12 protein-coding genes are annotated in these 14,243 nt (G+C 43.7%); 3 read left to right on the top strand and 9 right to left on the bottom strand.

The window, feature by feature from the left end:
* Positions 1-215 precede the first annotated feature (215 nt).
* The 3 genes from INQ51_RS17325 to INQ51_RS17335 are packed head-to-tail and all read left to right on the top strand — an operon-like array spanning position 216 to position 2,126.
* On the top strand, positions 216-962 hold the full coding sequence (locus INQ51_RS17325; RefSeq protein WP_233379209.1) for a sulfite exporter TauE/SafE family protein: 747 nt from the start codon (positions 216-218) through the stop codon (positions 960-962).
* Positions 959-1,666: a class I SAM-dependent methyltransferase gene (locus INQ51_RS17330; protein ID WP_233379210.1), complete on the top strand. Its 708-nt coding sequence runs from the start codon at positions 959-961 to the stop codon at positions 1,664-1,666. Before INQ51_RS17325 ends, INQ51_RS17330 begins: the two co-directional genes overlap by 4 nt.
* Positions 1,667-1,694: 28 nt before the next feature.
* On the top strand, positions 1,695-2,126 hold the full coding sequence (locus tag INQ51_RS17335; RefSeq protein ID WP_233379211.1) for an FKBP-type peptidyl-prolyl cis-trans isomerase: 432 nt from the start codon (positions 1,695-1,697) through the stop codon (positions 2,124-2,126).
* A gap of 111 nt (positions 2,127-2,237) precedes the next feature.
* Here INQ51_RS17335 and INQ51_RS17340 read toward each other — a convergent pair whose 3' ends face one another.
* The 9 genes from INQ51_RS17340 to nadB form a co-directional block, all read right to left on the bottom strand.
* Entirely contained in the window at positions 2,238-3,110 is an 873-nt protein-coding gene (locus INQ51_RS17340; RefSeq protein ID WP_233379212.1) for a hypothetical protein, read from the bottom strand.
* A gap of 597 nt (positions 3,111-3,707) precedes the next feature.
* Positions 3,708-5,834, bottom strand: a complete 2,127-nt coding sequence (locus tag INQ51_RS17345) for a peptidylprolyl isomerase (RefSeq protein ID WP_233379213.1) — start codon at positions 5,832-5,834, stop codon at positions 3,708-3,710.
* A 166-nt stretch (positions 5,835-6,000) separates the two neighbouring features.
* Positions 6,001-7,272: a hemolysin family protein gene (locus INQ51_RS17350; protein ID WP_233379214.1), complete on the bottom strand. Its 1,272-nt coding sequence runs from the start codon at positions 7,270-7,272 to the stop codon at positions 6,001-6,003.
* Between the two features lie 9 nt (positions 7,273-7,281).
* Positions 7,282-7,971, bottom strand: a complete 690-nt coding sequence (gene lptC, locus INQ51_RS17355; RefSeq protein ID WP_233379215.1) for an LPS export ABC transporter periplasmic protein LptC — start codon at positions 7,969-7,971, stop codon at positions 7,282-7,284.
* Positions 7,946-9,598, bottom strand: a complete 1,653-nt coding sequence (locus INQ51_RS17360; RefSeq protein ID WP_233379216.1) for a tetratricopeptide repeat protein — start codon at positions 9,596-9,598, stop codon at positions 7,946-7,948. The genes lptC and INQ51_RS17360 overlap by 26 nt, the downstream gene beginning before the upstream one ends.
* Before the next feature lie 31 nt (positions 9,599-9,629).
* Complete coding sequence (locus INQ51_RS17365; RefSeq protein ID WP_233379217.1) at positions 9,630-10,910, bottom strand: hypothetical protein; 1,281 nt, start codon at positions 10,908-10,910, stop codon at positions 9,630-9,632.
* A complete protein-coding gene (locus INQ51_RS17370; RefSeq protein ID WP_233379218.1) occupies positions 10,900-11,628 on the bottom strand; it encodes a type III pantothenate kinase in 729 nt (242 codons plus the stop codon). The genes INQ51_RS17365 and INQ51_RS17370 overlap by 11 nt, the downstream gene beginning before the upstream one ends.
* Positions 11,629-12,474, bottom strand: coding sequence for a carboxylating nicotinate-nucleotide diphosphorylase (gene nadC, locus INQ51_RS17375; RefSeq protein WP_233379219.1), 846 nt, complete (start codon positions 12,472-12,474; stop codon positions 11,629-11,631).
* A 5-nt stretch (positions 12,475-12,479) separates the two neighbouring features.
* Entirely contained in the window at positions 12,480-14,051 is a 1,572-nt protein-coding gene (gene nadB / locus INQ51_RS17380) for an L-aspartate oxidase (protein WP_233379220.1), read from the bottom strand.
* Positions 14,052-14,243: the final 192 nt, after the last annotated feature.

The raw sequence follows: 14,243 nt of genomic DNA on the forward strand, positions 1-14,243 counted from the left end.
TAAGTATTTCTGCAAGGAGACTTCAAAGAAAGAAGTGATTGCTGAGGGATAATTGATGGATAGAAGGTAACCTTGCTTTTTGTTTTTTGTTTTTTGTGAAGGATTCAACCTTCGAATTGTTAGCGAACAGCCTCGGGAAACCGGGGCTGTTTTTTAATGTCTCAGGCTGTCTGTCTCGGCTATTTTCAATACTTTTGAGAGCTTAACGCTAGCCTATGCACGGATTCGATTTTTCAACACTTCAATGGATCTTATTTGCCGTTTGCGCCCTGTTGGTGGGGATGTCAAAAGTGGGGGTGCCGGGTGTATCAATGCTGGTGGTACCTGCGCTTGCCATTGTTTTTGGAGGAAAAGCTTCTGCCGGAATTTTACTGCCCATGCTGATGATGGCAGATATTTTTGCCGTTAGCTATTACCACCGCCATGCCGAATGGAAGTACCTTTTGAAACTCTTGCCCTGGGCATTTGTGGGTATTGCAATTGCGTTATGGGTAGGGCATGTGGTGAACGACGAATGGTTCAAAAATATTATGGCAGTGCTGGTGTTCCTGTGTATCGGGCTCATGCTTTGGAAAGACCGCCAGAAGAAGGGGCAACTCTTTCCGAATTCCTGGTGGTTTGCCGCAGCTATGGGGGTACTGGGTGGTTTTGCCACGATGATCGGAAACGTTGCCGGGCCCATTTTTGCCATTTATTTGCTGGCCATGCACTTGCCTAAAAAATCGTTTATCGGCACCGGAGCCTGGTTTTTTCTGATTGTCAATTTTTCAAAATTCCCCTTACACATTCTGTTTTGGAAAACCATCAACTGGCAAACTCTTACGCTTAATGTTCTGATGTTGCCTGCCATTGCGCTGGGGGCCTTTCTTGGTATCGCATTGGTAAAGCAGATTTCGGAACAACTATACCGCACTGCTGTTATTGTTTTAACCGCGTTATCCGCATTTTTATTATTAATATGAAAGCTCTTATTGATTTTTTTGAAGACAAAAAGGTTGGATCGGTTTTGGATGTTGGAACCGGCCCCGGTCATTTTATTAAAGTTCTGAATCAGGTATTTTCAAACGCCGAGATTTACGGAGTTGATCCGGATGAAGACGCATTGAAAGAAGCCGCCCTTGGGTATCCTTTGGCGCATTTTTCGGTCATGAAAGGAGAAACGCTTTCGTTTGACAACGACCGCTTTGATGTGGCCGCCATATCGATGGCTCTTCACCACCTGTCGGATGTACAGACAACCCTGAAAGAAATGCAACGCGTAGTAAAACCGGATGGATGGATTGTTATAAACGAGCTTTTTAGCGACGATCTGAATCCGGCACAGGAAGTGCACAAGGCGATGCATCATTTCCGAAGCAAGATCGACCGGCTGAACGGGATATGTCACAACAGTTCATTCACGAAGAAAGAAATTCTTGAAATGGCAGAGACTTCCGGATTAACAATATCCCTTTATTTTGAGCATAAAAGCCCGGCGGAGTCTCCGGGAGAAGCGGATATCGAAGAAAGAAAGCAAAAGTTATACGAGGCAGTGGAAACCGTAAAGGATAAACCGGAATATTGGGAACTGAAAAATGAAATTCCGGAGATAGAGGTCGCACTTGACAAGTTTGGATTTGAAATGGCGACTCGTCTGGTTGTGGTTGGCAAGGTGCAGAAACAGTAATTTTAGCGTCGAAACAGAGCGTATTGAAATGGCAGGAAGAGAAAAGAAATCGCGGAACAAAGGGTCGGCAGGCAATAACCGGAAATCAGGAGAGGATTTCCTGATAAATAACCTGCAAAAGACCGGAGTTTCTGAAACTGAATCAGGTCTTCAGTATTTGGTAGTGGAAGAAACAGGCGGTCCCAAGCCGGGCTTGTTTGACGAGGTGTTGATTCATCAACGGGCACTTTTGCTCGATGGCAAGATACTCGAAGACACCTATCGCCAAAACAGGCCCGACAAAGTAAAACTGGAAGAGTTGATCGAAGGTTTGCAGGAAGGGCTGCAAATGATGTCGGTGGGAAGTCGCTACAAATTCTGGGTACCGGCCGACCTGGCGTGGGGGCGTAAAGGTACAGGGAATAAAATTCCGCCCAACGCCGTTTTGAGCTTTGATATTCGTTTGGTGGAAATCTGCTAGAGCAACTTAGTAACCGGCTTTAGATGGAGATGATTGAATGGATTGATGGGATTGAATAATCTGTGTCAATCTGCTTTTCAATCTACAATCAATCTTCTCCCGCTTGTTCAGTTAGGGCAGAGTAATCGGTGTTTGTTCCTCGAAAATAGTAAATACTGCCTGGTTGTTACAAAGGTCGCCTGTTTCCGATGACGGACGGTAATTGATCTGACAATTTAAATCGTTGTCAGGCAGGGTTACCGACAAAATACCTTCCATTATCCACCGGCAGCAAACATTTACATGCAAATCCTGTTTGGTGCTCATTTCATAGAGGTAACCGTGCGAACTGATACCACTGTGCGAGCCCGAGATCAAATACTCATCGTCGCAAAAATCTTCGGTATCTCCGCTTAAAACCAGGTGCGTGTCGTAGCCGGAAATCCATTCACGGGTGGTTTGCTGTTCAAAACGAAATTGTTTCCCTTCGGGCGATGTAATTGCTCCATCTTGCACCTTACAGGAATACTCCGGGTGATTGCTGCTGTTCAGCCCTTTGTTCTGAATGGTTTGTGTGCCTTCTATTTTGTAGCCGTCCTGGTAATACTCATCAAAAGTAATCTCCCAGCTGGCATTTGGTACGCTGGCAAAATTGCTGGCATTGATAATGATACTGCCTTTTCGCATCCTCTGGTCAATTCCCTCAATTTCTTCGCTGCCGTAATTAATGGTAATGGTTTTCGGCCAGGTGGTCAGATCGGATGGTTCCACCTTCAGACGAGGATAGGTATCGTTTTGTTTGGTGGCACTTTTCAGCGAGTTTTCGACCACATCGCCCCTTTGAAATGCTTCATCCTGGATACTGGAGAAAAGGTCGTAGGCGGTAACCGATTCGGTCAGCAGCGTCACAGCTTCTTCGTTACTGATGGTTTTCTTCTCGATGTCGTTACACGACCATAGCAGCCAGCCCGTGATCAGGGTTGCCAGGAAAATCCGCTTTTGCATAGTTGGTTATCTTTTAGGTTACTTTCTTCCGAGAGGAGAATCGGCTTTGTTCATCTCCGGGTTTGAACTTTGGGCTTTAATTTAGTATTTTTTTCAGTAAGAGTAGAAACGGAACATGAATAAAAAGGTGGAGAACCCATAACTTCGGCAAAATGAGTGCTTGTTTCGGTACCGGGAATGGACTACTTCGATGTGTCAGACTAGGATTTCGAAGAAGATAGAATATATTTCGATGTAGATAGAATACGTTTCTATGAACATAGAATGTATTTCTATGAACACAAAATGCGTTTCGATGAACATAGAATGTGTTTCGAGGTGGATAGAACACATTTCGATGAAGATAGAATATATTTCCAGGAACAAGGAAGACTTTTCAATGAGCATAGAATATATTTCGAGGTACACAGAAAGCTTTTCGAAGTGCAGGAAACTTGTTTCTAAGAAGAAAGAAGGCTTTTCGATCTGTATGGCAGGTGTATCTGTTTCGTGCACTCGTGTTTCGTGCAGCGTTACTTACGGAGACTTGTATTTGGGCTGTATGCATAAAAAAAGCCGCTCATTACTGAACGGCTTTTTGTTGTATGCTATCGTTTTCTAATAGAATTTCGATCTTTTGTCGACAATCTCAACCGCCTCTTTATGTGTTTCGAAAGTCTGAGAAGCTGCGCGGTAGCTAATGGTTTGGGCAAGTCTGTTTTGTTCAGCCTCTACATTGGCAACCGGGTTTTCGGTTTCCGAAGTTACCATCACTACAAATACTCCGTTATTACCAGAAATAGGTTCTGATAATTTATCAACCGGCATGTTTGTAACGGTTCCGATAACGGCAGGCTCTAAACCAACACCAGGAATCGAGAAAGAGTTAAAGTTAATGTTGGCAGCATTTTTAACCTCTGTATTCATTTCCTGTGCAAGGGCATTCAGATCCGATTTTCCGGCCATAGCTGTTTTTAACTTTTCAACCAGGTATTCAGCTTTCTTTGCTTTGGTTGCAGCAAGTTCTACACGTGCACGAACCTGGTCGAAAGGAGCCACACCTTCTTCGGTTACTTTGGTAAGAACCGCAATCACAAAGTTGTCACCCAATTCAAAGATCGGTGATCCCTGCGTTGTTTTCAGAATATCATTTGCTTCTGCTTCGTAGGCTGCTTTTACCAACATCCTGGCGTTTTCCAGTCCGGCAATCTGGCGATCGTTTTCACCAACATTGGCAACACGTTTGGCCAGTTTCTGTTCAGTTACAGCAGCATCAAAAGCTTCGCGGCTTGTATTTTCTCCGGCAAACTGGCTGGCAAGAGCATAAGTTTCCTGGTATGTTTTTGTGCTTGGCACCACATTGCGTGTTAAATAGGCCACCTGAACCTGCGGAGTCAGTTTTCCGCGTTCGGTAGTTTGGATTATGTGAATACCAAACTGGCTTGCCACAATGCTTACTTCGCCTTTTTTGTTGTTAAAGGCAGCTTCTTCAAAAGGTTTTACCATCATGTTGCGACGGAACCAACCCAAATCGCCACCGTTAACGGCAGAACCCTGGTCGCTTGAATTTTCACGGGCCAGTTTGGCAAAGTCAGCACCGCTTTCGATCAGCGTTTTCAAACTGTCGGCCAAAGCCTGAGCGGCCATTGCTTCTACTTGAGAATTTACAGGCAACAGAATGTGACGAGCCTCCACCGAGTCGGGCATCATTTCAGATTTGTGCAGTTTGGCCAGCGTGAAAGCATCTCCATCGGCATAAGGGCCAAATACACTGCCTACCTCAGCATTCTCGTCGAATACCCAGGCTGCAATGTTTTCTGGAAGATCTTCTTTTTTGCTCCAAACGCTTTGGAAAGGAACATCCGAATTGGCATTTACAAACTGAACGTTGTCTTCGGTCTTTTCAAAATCGCTTTTAATATCGTTGATCCATTTTTCAGCATCAGCATAATCCAATGCAGATGGTTTAACCGCATACGTGATGTATTCAATTCTTCTGCTTGTAGCTTCTTTGTACTCATCCTGATTGGCTGCGTAGTATTCTTTCAGGTCTTGCTCGGTAACGGTTACCTGGTCGTCGGCAACAGTGCTTTGAGCCACAGAAATGTAGTCGAAGTTAACTGTTTTGGTGGCAGCAGCAGCGCTGGTTTCAGCTTCTTCTTTGGTTACATACAAACCTTTTCCTACCATGTTGGCATATTTCGACTGTGCACGTTCTTCCACAATCTGGTTTTCCAGGTTTAACCAATAAGCTTTGTTTTCCTGCGTAACAGCGCCGGTTTCCATGCCTTTCAGAAAGCGAACCACTGCACCGCGGTCAAACTGTCCGGTTTCTGGGTTGCGGAAAATCTGTTGAACAATGGGGTGAATGTTTGCCCCAGTTAACATATCAAGCAGTTCTTCGTTGCTTGTTTCAATACCGAGTTTATCGAAAACATCACCCATTACAATTTCACTGATCTGTTGTTGCCAGGCCTGTTCTCTTACCTGTGCCCACATATTATCATCGAGCTGGGTAGTGTTGTAGTTTTGTTTGAATATTTCACCTAACTCTTCTACTTTCTTCTGAAAGTCAGGGTACTGAACGGATTCACCGTCAATAACTCCAATCTCTAAACGGTTTCTCTGAAACATCGACGAACCTCCCTGGAGCATATCGCCAAGGATAAATGCTGCCAATGAAACACCGATTACAATTGCCACTAACAATCCTGCTTTCGTTCTAATTTTTTGTAACGTTGCCATTGATTTACAGTTATTTTAATGCAAAATTTTATTTGATTTTTTTCGAGCTACGAAGATAACAATTTTAACTATTTAACACAGCTATTTGATTTTTTTTTAGGGGGTAAAGAGGTGTGTCGTTAAGGGTCAGAAAATGAATATTTTATGATCACTCAAGCGACAATAGTTAATCGTCTGCAATAGTGAGTTTTACCAGTTCTATTTTGGTGTTGGTGGCTTTTAATATTTTGAAATGGAATTTTCCGATGGTAATAAGTGAGTTGATCTTGGGAATGCTTTCGTGGTGGAAAAGCAGAAAGCCGGCCAGGGTTTCGAACTCTTCGGTCTCGGGCAAATCTAAAAAGTATTTTTCGTTGAGAAGGTCAATTTCTGCCCGTGCTGAAAAAATGTACTCGTTATCGCTTAGCTTTTTTTCAATAATGTCGCTTGTGTCGTGTTCGTCTTCAATTTCCCCGAATATTTCTTCCAGAATATCTTCGCTGGTCACCATCCCGGATGTTCCGCCAAACTCATCCACCACAATGGCAATGCTCCTGTGTTCCTGGATAAAAGTGCTCAACAGTTTATTGGCGGGCATGGTTTCGGGAACGATCAACACTTTTTTGATAAACGGCTCGATCGATTTTGGGTTATGAAACAAAACCGATGAATGTACATAGCCAATAATGTTATCGGCGTTTTCCTTGTAGAAAAGTATGCGGGAATAGCCTGTTTCAACAAATTTCTGGCGCAATTCGCCAATGGCTGCCCCCATTTCCAACATCTCGATCTCCGTTCGGGGGACCATGATTTCGCGCAGTTTTACCTTCGAGAAGTCAAGTGCATTTTTAAACAGTTTGATTTCTGTTTCGACTGTTTTTTCGGCTAGTTCTTTTCTTCCGGGGTCGTTATCGTTAACAAACTCATCCAGATCTATCCGGCTAAATACAGGGTTTTTTTGTCCTTTTGCGATGTCGGTTTTCAAGACACGCTTTAGGAGTGTGTTGGTTATGCCGATGGAGAAACGGGTAATGGGGTAAAAAAGAACATAAAAGAAAGCAAGCGGAAGGGAGAAGAAATTCAGTAAAGAGTTGGGGAATAAACGGAAAAGGGTTTTGGGCAGAAACTCAGAGAATACCAGAATGATAATGGTGGAGGTGATGGTTTGCATAAACAGCACAACCGATGCCGACTGAAAATAGGGTTCAAACACCGGTTGTAGGAGGGCGGCAAAGGCAATACCGTAAATAACCAGCGCAATGTTGTTGCCCACCAGCATGGTGGCAATGTACTGCCCGCCGTTGGCAGTAACAAATTTTAAAATGCGCGAACTAAAAGGTTCTGATTTCTTGTCGAGTTCGAGGCGTAGTTTATTGGCAGATACAAAAGCGATTTCCATTCCGGAGAAAAATGCTGAAAGTAGCATTGTCACCAATATGATCAGCAAATAACTATTCATTTTAAACGTTTACTTAAATTGCAATACCCTGTTCGAATCTTGTTTGGGTATTTCTACTTCCTTCGTTTTTGATGTATCGTTTACTACCGGAGCTGTCGCTGGTGTACCGGTGTTGTTCACCGAAACGTAAATTTCTCCCTTGGGATTCAAAATCTTTGTGTTTTTCATCTCCTGGTCCGAAATCAGTCCATCGCCGGTCAATATTCTGTCTTCACTGATAATCCGTACAAATTCTTCGGTATGTATTTTCCCTGCTTTTTTGTCCCAGATCAGGTGCTCGGTTTTAAGCGTATCTCCCTTGGCATTGGTAACAACTACATTGTTTTTTGCCTCCCAGCTCTGATCTTTCAGGAATTCTTTGGCGTAGTTGGCCGTAATGCTGGAGGTAATTTTCTTATTGGTATCGTAGTTAATTATATTGACGCCTTCCGGGAACTCAGTGTAGGTCTTTCCCTCATTCTCGAAACGAAGTAATTTAGGGGCTCTTACTAGAGATTTTATCCGTCCGGAGTCCGTAACCAGTGTTTCAAAATTTGAAGCTTCCAGTATGGGCAGGTTCGTCGATTCAATCGTTTTGATTTTGGCTATTTCGTTGTCCTCACAGGCATAGAAAAGTATTGCAGCCCCCACCAGGAGAACTGCAATACAATATCTTTTTATGAGTAGATACAAATTAGAATCTAACTCTTGTGTTTTCATTAATCCATCCTCCAACTTTGTAGGTTGCCCCAGCCTGAAGACCTTCCATAAAGGCTTCTTCTTTATTTGGGAAGTACTTTTTGTACTCAGCAATTTTTTGTGCAGCGTCAATCGAGCAATCTTCGCTACGACGTGCTTTTTCGTAGTAATCGCAAGCTACCCAGAATATGGCCGCTTTTTCAACGCTTTTGCCTTCGAAAGAACGGCTTGATGCAACGTAGATATTTCCAATCAACATATTAGCTTCACAGTTGTCGGATTGTATTTCCAATACTTTACGTGCATACGAACGGGCTTCTGAATAAGCACTTTCAGAATACAACACCTGGCCGTATTGCAGGTAGTATGATGCGAGCAGTTCCTTGTCGGTTTCCTGTTCCATTGCCATTTTGTAGTATTCTTTTGCTTTGGCAATATCACCCTTCTTGATCAGACGACGTGCCATATTGAATGCTGCTTCTGCTGATGGATCCAGTTCGTAAAGTCTTTCTGTTGCCTGTGCAAAAAGTTCTGATTCAGTACAGTTGGCTTTACCCAAACGGCGTAACATAGTTTTGATATAATCAATGTCATCTTTGTTGGCGTCAAAGTCAGCTAAATATATTTTTTCAAGAACTTCACAGTCAGCAGCACCAGATTTTCCAAAAATCTCTTCTGAAAACGGAAGAACAGTTTCCTTAACCAGTTTTACGTTTTGCTCATCTTTGTTGGCGGCAACAATCTCGTTGGCAACTTTAGTGGTTGTTTCATAGTTTAAAACTACCTGCTCTTTTGGAAGCTCGCCAAGTTTGAACAGTGCTACAGTGGTTTGCATAAACAATACCAAAACAGTTGGCTCTGTTTCTGCACCCTGTAATTTGATTGACTCACTCAGCCACTCATATCCCGACTTGTAAACCTGGATCAGTTCATCTCCTTCGGGAGCCTCGCCTTTATCGGTGCTCAGTTTGTACCGGTAGGTAAGCCAGGCTGCACCTTTACGTCCAAGAACATATCCTCTGTCACCAAAATACTTGATCCTTTTGTCGTATATTTTCATATACTCGTTGATCAGTTTAAGCCTGTCTTCTTTTGTGGTCGCTTTTTCAATAAAATCTTCCCACATTTTAGCTCCCTGGATATAGATATTTTCGGTTGACTTTGGATACTGGTTGTAAAGCACCTGCCAGTGTGGTTTGGCCGATTTATAATCTTTCTGCTTGTAAAACTCAAGGTACAATGAATACTCTGTTCTGAAGGTTTCATCACCGGCTTTAATCAAATCATCGGCAGTACCGAGGTTTACTTCACCTCCTGCGCCATTGTCGTCACCAGCTTCACCTGATGGTAATTCTCCGGTAAATGCAAAATCAAAAACATCGCCTGATTTTCCTTCGATATCAAGGGTTTTTTTATCGTCGATAAAGGTGAATCGGATCCATTTGGTTTTAGCATCGGCTTCCACTTCGTATTTTCCATCAAAGCTGGTCATCATCATCCCACCTCTTTGGGCTTCAACGGTAATTCCGGCGGCCGGTTTTCCATCCATATAAACCGTACCTTTCAAAACTCTTTGTGCTTGCGCAACGGTGATGCCGGTTATCACCATTAAAGCGTAAAAGAGTGTTATGCGTAACAAAGCTTTCATAATAGTTTTTTATTTTTTCAGTTTAATTTCTCTAATCAATTTTTCGCGACATAAACCACAAGTCGTGCAAATTGGCACTTAAGTTGAATTTCGCATAATTTTCGCGCACTAAATTATATTTCGTCGTACCTCTCTTTCCAAACTCTGCCGATATATTAATGGTAGAGTTAGAACGGTATATCGGTAAGCCTAGCCCAAAACTTATGCCAAAGTCATTAATCTGATGGTTGTTGAGCGAATGGTATGTTTGTTCGTATTTGATACCTGCCCTGTAAGCAACCCTTTTCCATGCATTACGGATGGAAAACTTATCGGGTATCCACTCTGCTCCGAGTGCAAATTTATTTAAATCTGAAAGAAAAGCGCTTTTTTCACCCATAATAGTTGCATCAGCCCAGCCCTGGCGATAGTAGTCGGCATTAATCTCGTAAACATTCTTTTTAGAGAAGGAAACACCAAGTCCGATGGTGGTTGGAAATACAATCTTTCCTTTTTCTTCTTCTTTACTAAAGAGCGTGTCCTGATCTCCTTGTTGTGCGTAAACAATATTCTTTAATACTATATCGGATTCAAACGTAGTATAGGTTGGCTTGCTTTCAAATACGCCGGCAAGTACCAGTTGTTTGTCTTCTTTCATTGGGAGAATAAATTGCGCTCCGAATTCAAGTCCAAAGTCAGCAACCCGCAGCTGCGAGTAACGTTGCAAAAGGTACAGATCGGAGTACGCAAACGTGAGTTCCGAATTCCGGCTCACTTTACCAAAGCGGTAGTTCAGGTTCATTCCCACCGACAGGTTTTTGAACGGCTGAATGGCCAGCCCCCAGTATGCATCAGAAATGGTTCCTGTTCCATAATAAATGGTACGGGCTGCACCGGTGTTTTCAATATCTTCGTTGACCTCGATCTGGTATCCTACGTTTGAATAGGGGGTTATACCAAGACTGGTGGCCATCCAACGGTTGATACGAAAGCTCATCGAGAAATAATTGAAATTGATGTCGCTTGTATTCATTTTACTGATTTCGCTTGTATAACGCGAAAAATCTCCCTTCAAGCCAAACTCAAAAAGAAAGTTCAACGAGTCGGTTGCCGTGTAGGAAGCCGGGTTGGCATTATTTACCTGAAGTGCATACCTGCTGGCAAGTGCTGCGCCTCCCATTGCTGATGTTCTCCCAAAACTGTATGATTGCAGGTCTCCCAGCCCATACCTCGAATATGGTGACGAGGTATTGTTGTTAAACTGTGCAAATAACATAGCCGGGACCATTATCAGTCCGGCAATCAATATAAGTACTCTGCTATTACTCGCCATTATGTTCTAAAATGCGGTTTAAACCCAAGCTGGTTAAATTAAAGTGTACAAAGAAAGAATTTTTTAATTTGTTATCAAAAAATTCAGCATCGCCGCCTGTGATAATAACCTTTAAATTTTTATAAAATTCTTTAAACAATGTAATTGTTGTATCTACTTCATATACAGTTCCGTTCTGAACTCCTGCCCTGATTGCCTCAATTGTGCTTGTTCCATACAGCTTATTCTGTTCTGCTTTACCGGCATAGGGTAATTTCCCTGTAAACTGATGTAGCGCTTTAAAACGCATTTCAATTCCGGGCGAAATGTTTCCTCCAAGGTATTTTCCTTCTGCTGTCAGCAAGTCGTAGGTGATGGCTGTTCCGGCATCGATAACAAGCACATTGTTATTCGGGTAAAGATCAAATGCGCCAACAACGGCGGCAATCCTGTCTTTGCCAAGTGTTTCTTTTGTCTGGTAACAATTTTCAATCGGAAGCGGAGTATTTGCATCCAGTTCGATAAATGTCTCGAAACGGGTTTGCAGTGCGTGTTTAAGTTCCGGAGAATAATCCTTCACAGTAGAAAGCATTACCTTCGTAAGACTGGGATGTTCTTGTTGCAAAACATCGATGTGTGAGGGCAAAAACTCATCAACCGGGACAGTGATTAATACTTCTCCCCGGTTAAAAACGGCAAACTTGGTGCGTGTATTTCCGATGTCTATTACCAGGTTCATTTAGTCGATGATGCGTTGGCTGATATCAAGTGCTTTAACCGAGTGGGTCAACGCTCCGATCGAAATATAATCTACTCCAGTGTGTGCCACTTTCTGGATCCGCTTGATGGTCATGTTGCCCGAAGCTTCAATTTTCGCCCGGCGGTCGATGATTTTCACACACTCCTTCATCTGGTCGGTGCTCATATTGTCGAGCATGATGATGTCAACATCGGCAGCCAGCGCTTCCTTTACCTGTTCGATGGTGGTGGTTTCAACTTCTATCTTGATGCTTTTCGGAATGCGTTTACGAATGGCATTCACAGCGTTGGTAATTCCTCCGGCTACCTGGATGTGGTTGTCTTTGATCATCACCATGTCGTACAAGCCAAAACGGTGGTTGGAAGCGCCTCCCATCCGAACGGCATATTTGTCGAGGTAACGATAGCCCGGCAGTGTTTTCCGGGTATCAAGGATCTCTACTTTGGTGCCTTCAATTTCCTTCATGCAGAGATGCGCATAGCTTGCAATCCCTGAAAGTCGTTGCAAAAAGTTGAGTGCCTTGCGTTCTCCGGTAAGCAGTGCGCGGTAGTTTCCTTTAAACTCAGCGATGATGTCGCCGGGAACCACTTCGCTTCCATCGGGTTTTAGGGCATTCCATTCCAGGTTTTTATCAAACTTTCTGAATACCATTTCTGCCACTGGAAGCCCCGCAATAACACCGGCCTCTTTTGCCACAAAACGGGCGGTTTTTGTTTCTTCCGGATCAATTAAATTGTTGGTGGTAATATCTCCGTCGCCTATGTCTTCTGCGTAAGCCAGGTCAAAAAGTACCTCGGCCGAACGCAATGTTTTTTCGTCCATCATAACCTTTATTCTCTAACAGGTTCGAAATGAATTTCTTTGTTTTTTTCTTGTATGCTGTGTACTTTAAAATCCGGATTCTCATGTTGAAAGTCTTCCCTGATGTGCCCACCACGGCTTTCCTCCCTGATTAATGCAGCCTTTGCTACCAGTTGGCAAATCGCTGCTTCGTTTCGGATTTTAAGTAGATTGTATTCGTTTGTTTCGTTTTTGAATTGCTCGGTAATTTCGGCTAACTGTCGAACCGCATCTTCCAAACCCGTTCTGTTTCGAACAATTCCCAGGTTGTCAGACATAATTTCTGCCAGATTGTTGCGGTAAATCAGGAAGGTTTCTTCATTGGCTTCGTCCACATAAACCGGCTTTGGCAACTCAATGTCGCTGGCAGAGGTTTTGATTTTTGCGGCTTTCTCACTGGCTCTTTTTCCAAACACCAGACATTCGAGCAGCGAATTGCTTGCTAGTCGGTTCGCACCCATCACCCCGGTTGATGCCAGTTCTCCGCAAACAAACAACCCTGAAATGTTGGTTTCAGCGTCGAGGTTGGTGCGCACTCCACCCACCATGTAGTGGGCTGCGGGCGCAATCGGAAGAAGGTCTTCGGTAATATCGAACCCAAATTCTTTCAGGTGCAGATTGATGTTGTGAAAGCGTTTTCTGATCTTTTCCTTGTCGAGGTGTTTCAACGACAGGTAAATAAATTTATCCCCCGATTTCTGAATTTGTCTGAAAATGCTGTAAGCAACCACATCGCGCGGTGCGAGTTCGGCCAGCGGATGAATGTCTTTCATAAACCGTTCGCCTTTATTGTTAAGCAACCAAGCGCCTTCGCCACGCACTGCCTCACTGATCAGGTAAGCTTCCTGGTTGGGAATGTAAAGCGCAGAAGGATGAAATTGAATAAACTCAATGTCAGAGATTTGTGCACCTGCTTCATACGCCAGCGCAACTCCGTCGCCGGTAGCCGTATGCGGATTGGTGGAACGCGCAAAAATCCGCGACATTCCGCCGGTAGCCATAATCACGGCTTTCGATTTGAAAACAATGTTTTCGCCGGTTTTGAAATCGTAGGCATGTACGCCCTGGATTCGGTTTTCCTGGATGAGCAGCTTGATAGCCGTCACATATTCAAACGATTCAATGTTCTTTTTGGCCTGAACAAGCTCCAGTTTAAAACAGGTAAGTGCTTTGCCGGTAGCATCGCCGCCGGCATGCAGGATCCGGCGTTTCGAATGTCCGCCTTCAAGTCCGAGTACAAAATCTTTTCCTTCGCGATCGAATGGCATGCCCAGTTCGATGAGCTCCAGCACGCGGTCGCGGCCTTCGTTCACCAATATTTCAACGGCATCGCGGTCGCAAAGTCCGCGCCCGGTTACCAGGGTGTCGTGTAAATGTTTTTCCGGAGAATCGTCTTTCGAGATGGCGGCTGCAATACCGCCCTGTGCGTAATAAGAATTACTCGTGTCGAGCTGCGATTTTGTTACAATGGCAACTTTTCCAAATTCAGACGAGTGATAAGCTGCCGAAAGGCCGGCCAGTCCACTTCCTATTACAACCGTATCAAATTCAAGTACATGCATCTATGTTTTCCGCTTTCCTTAAACGAGCTTGCAAATTTAGCATTTCTTTTAAGCATAGGTGTGATTTTTAATAGGAAACTTCTAAATGAGCCGGAAAGGTAACGCATTGAAGGTATAATCCCCGGATTGGAGAAAATACTTTATGCCTGAGAGATGCTTGTACCGCTAAGGTATTGTATGCGTTTGCCTGTA

The sequence above is a fragment of the Maribellus sp. CM-23 genome (assembly GCF_021354595.1).
Classification (GTDB): Bacteria; Bacteroidota; Bacteroidia; order Bacteroidales; family Prolixibacteraceae; genus Draconibacterium.

What these genes read in the sequence shown, in the direction of transcription:
- INQ51_RS17325 (WP_233379209.1), top strand. Translation starts at nt 216, where the DNA reads ATGCACGGATTCGATTTTTCAACACTTCAATGGATCTTATTTGCCGTT.
- lptC (WP_233379215.1), bottom strand. Translation starts at nt 7,971, where the DNA reads ATGAAAACACAAGAGTTAGATTCTAATTTGTATCTACTCATAAAAAGA.
- INQ51_RS17335 (WP_233379211.1), top strand. Translation starts at nt 1,695, where the DNA reads ATGGCAGGAAGAGAAAAGAAATCGCGGAACAAAGGGTCGGCAGGCAAT.
- INQ51_RS17350 (WP_233379214.1), bottom strand. Translation starts at nt 7,272, where the DNA reads ATGAATAGTTATTTGCTGATCATATTGGTGACAATGCTACTTTCAGCA.
- nadB (WP_233379220.1), bottom strand. Translation starts at nt 14,051, where the DNA reads ATGCATGTACTTGAATTTGATACGGTTGTAATAGGAAGTGGACTGGCC.
- INQ51_RS17365 (WP_233379217.1), bottom strand. Translation starts at nt 10,910, where the DNA reads ATGGCGAGTAATAGCAGAGTACTTATATTGATTGCCGGACTGATAATG.
- INQ51_RS17360 (WP_233379216.1), bottom strand. Translation starts at nt 9,598, where the DNA reads ATGAAAGCTTTGTTACGCATAACACTCTTTTACGCTTTAATGGTGATA.
- INQ51_RS17340 (WP_233379212.1), bottom strand. Translation starts at nt 3,110, where the DNA reads ATGCAAAAGCGGATTTTCCTGGCAACCCTGATCACGGGCTGGCTGCTA.
- INQ51_RS17370 (WP_233379218.1), bottom strand. Translation starts at nt 11,628, where the DNA reads ATGAACCTGGTAATAGACATCGGAAATACACGCACCAAGTTTGCCGTT.
- INQ51_RS17330 (WP_233379210.1), top strand. Translation starts at nt 959, where the DNA reads ATGAAAGCTCTTATTGATTTTTTTGAAGACAAAAAGGTTGGATCGGTT.
- INQ51_RS17345 (WP_233379213.1), bottom strand. Translation starts at nt 5,834, where the DNA reads ATGGCAACGTTACAAAAAATTAGAACGAAAGCAGGATTGTTAGTGGCA.
- nadC (WP_233379219.1), bottom strand. Translation starts at nt 12,474, where the DNA reads ATGATGGACGAAAAAACATTGCGTTCGGCCGAGGTACTTTTTGACCTG.